At 52.9% G+C, this 6,389-nt stretch carries 5 protein-coding genes and 1 pseudogene; 4 read left to right on the top strand and 2 right to left on the bottom strand.

Annotation, left to right across the window (positions count from 1 at the left end; genetic code table 11):
• The first annotated feature begins 39 nt into the window (after window positions 1–39).
• The 4 genes from B7444_RS10195 (at window position 40) to B7444_RS10215 (ending at window position 5,903) form a co-directional block, all read left to right on the top strand.
• The gene (locus tag B7444_RS10195) at window positions 40–1,683 is read left to right on the top strand and encodes a carboxylesterase/lipase family protein (protein WP_035730508.1); all 1,644 of its coding nucleotides are present in this window, start codon (window positions 40–42) and stop codon (window positions 1,681–1,683) included.
• A gap of 222 nt (window positions 1,684–1,905) precedes the next feature.
• Window positions 1,906–2,850 (top strand): sugar phosphate isomerase/epimerase family protein, encoded by a 945-nt coding sequence (locus B7444_RS10205; protein WP_035730513.1) that lies wholly within the window; start codon window positions 1,906–1,908, stop codon window positions 2,848–2,850.
• On the top strand, window positions 2,847–4,526 hold the full coding sequence (locus B7444_RS17365) for a GMC oxidoreductase (protein WP_035730516.1): 1,680 nt from the start codon (window positions 2,847–2,849) through the stop codon (window positions 4,524–4,526). The genes B7444_RS10205 and B7444_RS17365 overlap by 4 nt, the downstream gene beginning before the upstream one ends.
• Window positions 4,527–4,562: 36 nt before the next feature.
• On the top strand, window positions 4,563–5,903 hold the full coding sequence (locus B7444_RS10215; RefSeq protein WP_035730518.1) for an MFS transporter: 1,341 nt from the start codon (window positions 4,563–4,565) through the stop codon (window positions 5,901–5,903).
• A 53-nt stretch (window positions 5,904–5,956) separates the two neighbouring features.
• On the opposite strand, the pseudogene B7444_RS17175 reads toward B7444_RS10215, so the two are convergent.
• Window positions 5,957–6,166, bottom strand: a pseudogene (locus B7444_RS17175) (transposase); the annotation flags it as partial.
• Window positions 6,167–6,203: 37 nt separating this feature from the next.
• Window positions 6,204–6,380: a winged helix-turn-helix transcriptional regulator gene (locus B7444_RS17410; protein ID WP_081759381.1), complete on the bottom strand. Its 177-nt coding sequence runs from the start codon at window positions 6,378–6,380 to the stop codon at window positions 6,204–6,206.
• Window positions 6,381–6,389 lie beyond the last annotated feature (9 nt).

A 6,389-nucleotide genomic window follows, 5' to 3' on the forward strand; every position in this document is an offset into this window, starting at 1 on the left:
AGGTAATGACACGCCCTTACAAAACCAGGAAATAATCCTATGCCTGCCATGTGGTTCCCTGTGAGATTCGATGAATTTCCGAGACCAAAAGATATCATTCACTTTCTTCTTGCCATGCTCGTCATCGCAGTCTTTTTTCATACCGCATATGCTCAGGTACCGCGCGTCACGGCTCCGGCGGGACTTTTCATCGGTGTAGATTATGGGACGACTGAAAAATTCCTTGGCATTGGCTACGCCGCCTCGCCCGACGCGGAACATCGCTGGAGGGCCGCCGCGCCACTCCCGAAGGCTGTGTCTCTTTTTAAAGCGGATCTCAAGCATGAAGGTTGTGCGGCACTCATCAGTGGAGATGCTTTTGAGACACATAACGAGAATTGTCTTTTCCTGAATGTTTACCGGCCGCGCAACACGTCAGCCGACGCGCGGCTGCCGGTCATCGTCTTCATCCATGGCGGGGGCAACCAGTCCGGTACCCCGGAAATCTACGACGGGTCGGCTTTTGCCGAGGCAAGACATGCCATTGTCGTGATTCCAGCCTACCGTCTGGGTGTTTTCGCCTTTCTTGCTCTGCCACGTACAGGGGATGGCCTAGCGCCCTCGGGCGACATCGGACTTGGAGACCTGCTTGATGCCCTGCGCTGGGTCCATGTCAACATTGCCAGCTTCGGGGGGGATGTGGGGAACGTCACTCTGGACGGTGAGTCCGCAGGGGCTGCCAATGTCTGTGACCTGCTGGTCACTCCAGAGTCTGCTGGGCTGTTCCGGCAGGCCATCATGCAGAGCGGGTTCTGCCCCAGCCGATATCCTCTCTCTGTTTCCGAGGCGATCGGGATGGCGACGGCGCGGGAGGCTGGCTGTGCTGGCGCGAATGTCCTTGCATGTTTGCGCGCAGTGCCTACCGCGACACTTCTAAGGAGTTGGGACAAAGTCTGGGCGAAGCCGACGGTCCGTCTTGCAAATGGTCAGGTTGTTCCTCGGCCTCTTTTTCCCGTAACTCCTTCTGGCGCGGCCCTCCAGCCGGTATCGGTGGACAAGGCTCTGAAACAGGGCGACTGGCACCGGGTACCCGTTCTGATCGGCTTCAACCGGGACGAACTGCGTGGCTTTCTGGCAGGGTATTTTCCCATGTCACCCAAGGATTACAAGGCAGCTCTAACGCGGGCCTATCCCGCTTTTGGGCGTGAGCTTGAAGCTCTCTATTCTGAGGTCGGGAATGCGCCATTTTATAACTTTGCGGCCATGCGGTCTGATCAGATCCTTATTTGCCCCGCCTTGCGTGCGGCAACGATGCTCTCCGCCTCGACGCGTGTCTCTGTTTATGAATTCGCCGATCGGACTGCTCCGCCCTTTCACTCGCTTGCGCTCAGTCTGCCCGTTCCCCCGAACTTCCAGAACGGGGCGGCTCATACGGCAGAACTTCCCTATCTGTTCGGTTATCAATCGGTCTCTCGTCCATTGTCAGCCGAGCAGGTCGCATTGTCGCGCCAAATGATCGAATTGTGGTCAGCCTTCGGTCACTCTGATTCCACATGGCCAGAGTGGACTCCAGACCATCAGATCGCTCTTGTCATCTCGGATCGGGCCAGTGGCGGTATCGTGCAAAGTCTGGATGTCGCAAAGCAGCATCACTGCGATTTTTGGGACCGTCATCCTGAGATGGTCAATACTTTCTTTCCTTAGTCTATCCTTCGTCCCACAAGGTCACGGCATAGGATGAGGGGCGCCGGAACATTCCCCGAAATATATGAGTCGCTGTGATTTTCTGTCTGAATGGGTGGTATAAGGATAAAAATTCCCTGCCAGAATTCCATGGCAAGCGGTTGCATAAGGGTCATTTCTTTCCCATAATGGAATCTGCCGGCTGCGGCTTTTGACGTGCAGCCATGATGGGAGGAAGCATCCATGCAGTTGGGAACGGATCTTGTCACGTTCTACAATCCGGATTTCTGGGGCGTCAGTTCCGAAGTCGAAATTGCTCAGCTTGCACAGCAGGACGGCCGTGCCTTCTGGAGGCGGCTTCTGGATGCTCAGGCCAGCACGGGTGTCGCAGGAATAGAGCTGACTTTTCCTCCGTTTGACTGGCGAGGGGCGGTGGCAGCCTTTGGGTCAATTGACGCTCTGTTGAATGAGCTTGGCCAACGCGGTCTTGTTATCTGGTCCAGCTTCTTCCCGGATCTCGATCGTATTCCAATCTCGGAGCATTCGGCATCCCAGCAAAGGATTTTACAATCTGCCTTGGATGCTGCGCAGTTTCTTTCGGCTGTCGGCGGACGTGTTCTGGTTGTCGGATTGCCGTGCCGAAGTACCTGGTGTGCAGACCCTGTGCAGTTTGTGGATATGGCGCTTGCACAGCCCATGGCCGATCTGTTGAATCGTATGGGGGCCCTGACAGCGCGTGAAGGGATTATGCTGGCCGTTCACACGGAGGCCCATTCTGTCTGTTGCGCTCCGCGGGACGTGGATCTGTTCATGCTTCTGACAGATCCCCGTTACGTCTCGCTGTGCTTCGATCCTGCTCACATAATTCTTGAAGGGGGTAATCCCACCAGGGTTCTGGACCGTCATCTTGAGCGGGTTGTTGCCATGCACTGGAAAGATGCCAGTGGGATCATGCCGCTTTCCATAGTGATAGACGAAACGATTTACGCGAAGCACCGCCCGTATTTTCGGCCATTGGGAGAGGGGGATGTGGATTTTTCCACCTTGCGGCGTCTGCTGGAAAACGCACCTCTGAAATGTGGTCCCATCCTGGAGATGGATTCCTGTCCTGCACCGGAACAGGTTCTGCAAAAAGCCGCAGCATTTGTCCGGAATGCTTATGGTTTGACATCGGGAACAGACGCATGACCTCTCCGCGATATGATGTCATTGTCGTAGGGTCCGGAGCTGCGGGTAGTTTTGCAGCCAAGGAACTTGCTGAACAGGGCCTTTCCGTTCTTGTTCTTGAAGCTGGGCCAAAGCTTGAACCGGCTGATGTTCAACTCCGCAAAGGACGTGAAAGGTCACATACAGCACTTTTCCCGCGGATCAAGGCCTCCCTCCTGGGGCAGCCTGTTCAGGCGCGTGTAGCCTTCTTCAAAGAGCAGATCCGGCATTTTTTCGTCAATGACTGGATGCATGGTTACACAACTCCCAAAAATCGACCCTTTTTATGGATACGAGGACGACAGACAGGCGGACGGCTGCACGTCTTCGGGCGCGTTCTCTTCCGGTGGTCCGACGAGGACTTCAGAGGGAAAAGTAGAGGAATGGGTGGGGTAGACTGGCCCTTTTCCTATGCAGATCTTGCACCATTTTATGAGGAAGTGGAGCGGTTCATCGGGATTTGTGGCAATCACGATGGTGTGGACAGCGCCCCTGACGGCATCATGGCCGAGGCTGCTACCCTGACGCCTGAAGAAAAAGGTTTTCGGTCCGCCATCAAGGCCCGTTGGCCGGATCGACAGGCCATCGCGTGGCGTTTCAACAGATACAAGCGGTCTCCCGTTCCTGCTGCTCTTGAAGCAGCTCTCGCAACAGGACGCACAACGCTTCAGTCCGACACAATTGCAGTGTGTATAGAGACGGATGCTGCAACAGGGCACGCGACAGGCCTAACATGCGTGGATCGCAAGACCCGCAGACGTTACACCATTTCAGCCCAGGCTGTCGTCGTGTGCGCTTCTCCAATCGAGAGCATCCGGCTGCTTTTGAACTCCCGTTCTGTCCGGCATCCCGCAGGACTTGGGAACGGTTCGGGTGTTCTGGGCCGCTATTTCATGGATCAGTGCGCCAGCCTGATGTTCGGACGGTGGCCAGCGTCAGCCCGGGAAGGAGAAGTGGAAACGCTTCCCCAACATCCATTCTTCGGTCCTACCGGGGGGATATATGTGCCGCGTTATGAAAATATTGGCGATCAGCGCAATCCGGCCTTCGTGCGGGGGTATAGTTATCAGGGTTCCATTGGCCGTTATGGCGCGGCAGATGCTCAGGGATATTTCCCTGTAACGATCATGGCTTTTGGGGAAATGCTTCCCTATCAGGATAACCGGGTTACCCTCAATCCCTCCCGGAAAGATCGCTGGGGCATACCTGTTCCACATATCAGTTGTGGTGTTCATGCGAATGAACGTGCCATGCTCCAGCAGCAGATTCAGGACTGTGCAGACATGATCGAAAGTGGGGGAGGAGTGGTAGATTTCTGGGCCTCACCTCTGGGTCTAGGGCAGAAAGGGACCGGTTTGTCTCCAGAGCGGAGCTGGCCTGTCCGGTGGCTTCTTCGCAAAATGTTTCCCAAGAGTCTCATAATGGGAGCTGCGATCCATGAGAGTGGAGGCGCGCGGATGGGAGATAACCCGAAAACATCGTATCTCAACGCATATGGTCAATGCTGGGAAGTGCCAAATGTCTACGTTACGGATGCATCCAGTTTTCCGACTGGTGGCGCGCTGGGAACGACCCTGACGGTTATGGCCATGAGTGTTCGGGCGTGTCGGCACCTGGCAGGTGAACTCAAAGCAGGTCGGTTTCGAGAGCTTGGGTGACGTTTGCAGATAAATCACTCCGGGCAGGGACAGGCCATGACGGATGTATCGAACGCGATTTCTACTCGTGAGAAGATGGTTTATGGGTTGGGGGACTTGTCCTCCAACCTGATGTGGGGGCTCACCTCTGCGTATATCATGTTTTATTACACAGACATCTATGGTCTGAAAGCTTCGTCTGTCGGGTGGATTTTGCTGATTGCCAGAATTTTCGATGCATTTTGTGACCCTGTCGTCGGGTGGTTTGTGGATCGGCAAGGCGGCTGGGTTATTCCTCGATTGATCCGATCGTTAGCTGTCCCTTTGGGAATGGCAAATATTTTCTGTTTTTTGCCTCTTCCGTTCTCACCTCATGGGAAAATTCTCTGGGCAGCATTGTCCTATATTGTCTTCGGCGCGATCTACTCCTGTATCAATACACCTTATGGCGCTCTAGCCCCTATGATGACGGTGGTTTCGCGTGATCGTGTTGAATTGAATTCGTTTCGCATGATGGGGTGTCAGGTTGGACAATTCTGTATTGCAGCTCTCACCATTCCGGCTATCACATGGCTGGGTGGGGGGAGTAGCGCAGCTCATCGTCAGAAAGGTATGGTCCTTTTTGTTCTGCTCTTGTCGAGTGCTGGCGTTTTACTCTGGCGTAAGGTCGGAACTACATGCCAAGCCCGGTATCCGACAGAGCCAGTAAGAAATAATATCTTTTTCCTTCTAAAAATTCTTTGTAGAAACAGATTGTGGATTCTGTGTAATGTTATGGTTTTTCAGCAATTTATTGTCATTGCAGCAGTATATGGTTTTGTACTTTACTATGTAAAATGTGTCCTGGGCGGAACAGATGCCTGGGGCGGGATGGCTTTGACGCTGGCGACGGTCTGCTCTTTTTTAGGGGCAATGCTCTGTCCTTTTAGTTCACGATGCTTTGGAGTGATGAAGACCGCAATGATCGCAACACTCCTCCAGATTGCAGCCTACGGAGCCATTTTCGTTTCTGGTGGTTGGATACCTAGTTTTGTTCCAGCTTTCTCGGTTCTCGCCTTTGCGCAGGGGCTCATGTCTCCTCTGGCCTATGTATTTTTAGCAACTGCAATTGAGGACGGATCCTCACGGAGTAGCTTGAAATCAACTGGATTGGCGTATTCGATTAATACGCTGGTTTCAAAAGTTTCCATGGGTGTTTCTGGTTTCGTTCTCGCATTATGTCTGTCTTATGGTCATTACGATTCATCTTTATTATTGTGTGGAGAGGATACAAAATACTGGATAAATGTGGGATTTGTATTTTTCCCTATATCGGCTCTTTTGGTTCAGTATATTATTTTGAATATCTGGAATTCTTCCCGTGCTAATGAATATTCCGCGAATAAAATTTCATCCTAGAGCCTGTTAAGGCTTGAATGATGCAACGTGCTGCTTGGACTCAGAATTCATAGTCAGAACATGATGGTTGCTACGAGACAGATGGTCGAGACGAAAACATTTGGGAATTTGTCGTAGCGTGTTGCGGCTCGCCGCTAGTTCTTAAGGTGACCGAACATGATTTCGATGCAGTTTCGGCGCTTGTATTCAACTTGTCGTATCTGATGGGCGCTTCCGCAGGATTTCCTGTCTGCAATGCAGGGCTTTATACCTTTTTCTTCCAGAGTGCCCGTCTTTAGTGCCAGTCAGTCTCAACATGCGTTACGATATCCTCCCGATCGACCGCTTCAGTTCGTTGAAGCGCATGGGGCCTTCGGCGAGCATCATGATAATCAGCATACTCCACTCGTCGCCAATCCGCGACAGGACATAACTGGACGTGTCGCGGTTTAGTTCCGGACCTTTAAGAGCCTGTTTGGAAAATCGATCTGATGTGATTCAAGCTCT

Origin of the sequence: Gluconobacter thailandicus F149-1 = NBRC 100600, from assembly GCF_000964465.1 — a bacterium.
GTDB lineage: Bacteria > Pseudomonadota > Alphaproteobacteria > Acetobacterales > Acetobacteraceae > Gluconobacter > Gluconobacter thailandicus.

Coding starts and splice junctions, on each gene's coding strand:
- B7444_RS10195 (WP_035730508.1), top strand. CDS start 40: ATGCCTGCCATGTGGTTCCCTGTGAGATTCGATGAATTTCCGAGACCA.
- B7444_RS10205 (WP_035730513.1), top strand. CDS start 1,906: ATGCAGTTGGGAACGGATCTTGTCACGTTCTACAATCCGGATTTCTGG.
- B7444_RS10215 (WP_035730518.1), top strand. CDS start 4,563: ATGACGGATGTATCGAACGCGATTTCTACTCGTGAGAAGATGGTTTAT.
- B7444_RS17365 (WP_035730516.1), top strand. CDS start 2,847: ATGACCTCTCCGCGATATGATGTCATTGTCGTAGGGTCCGGAGCTGCG.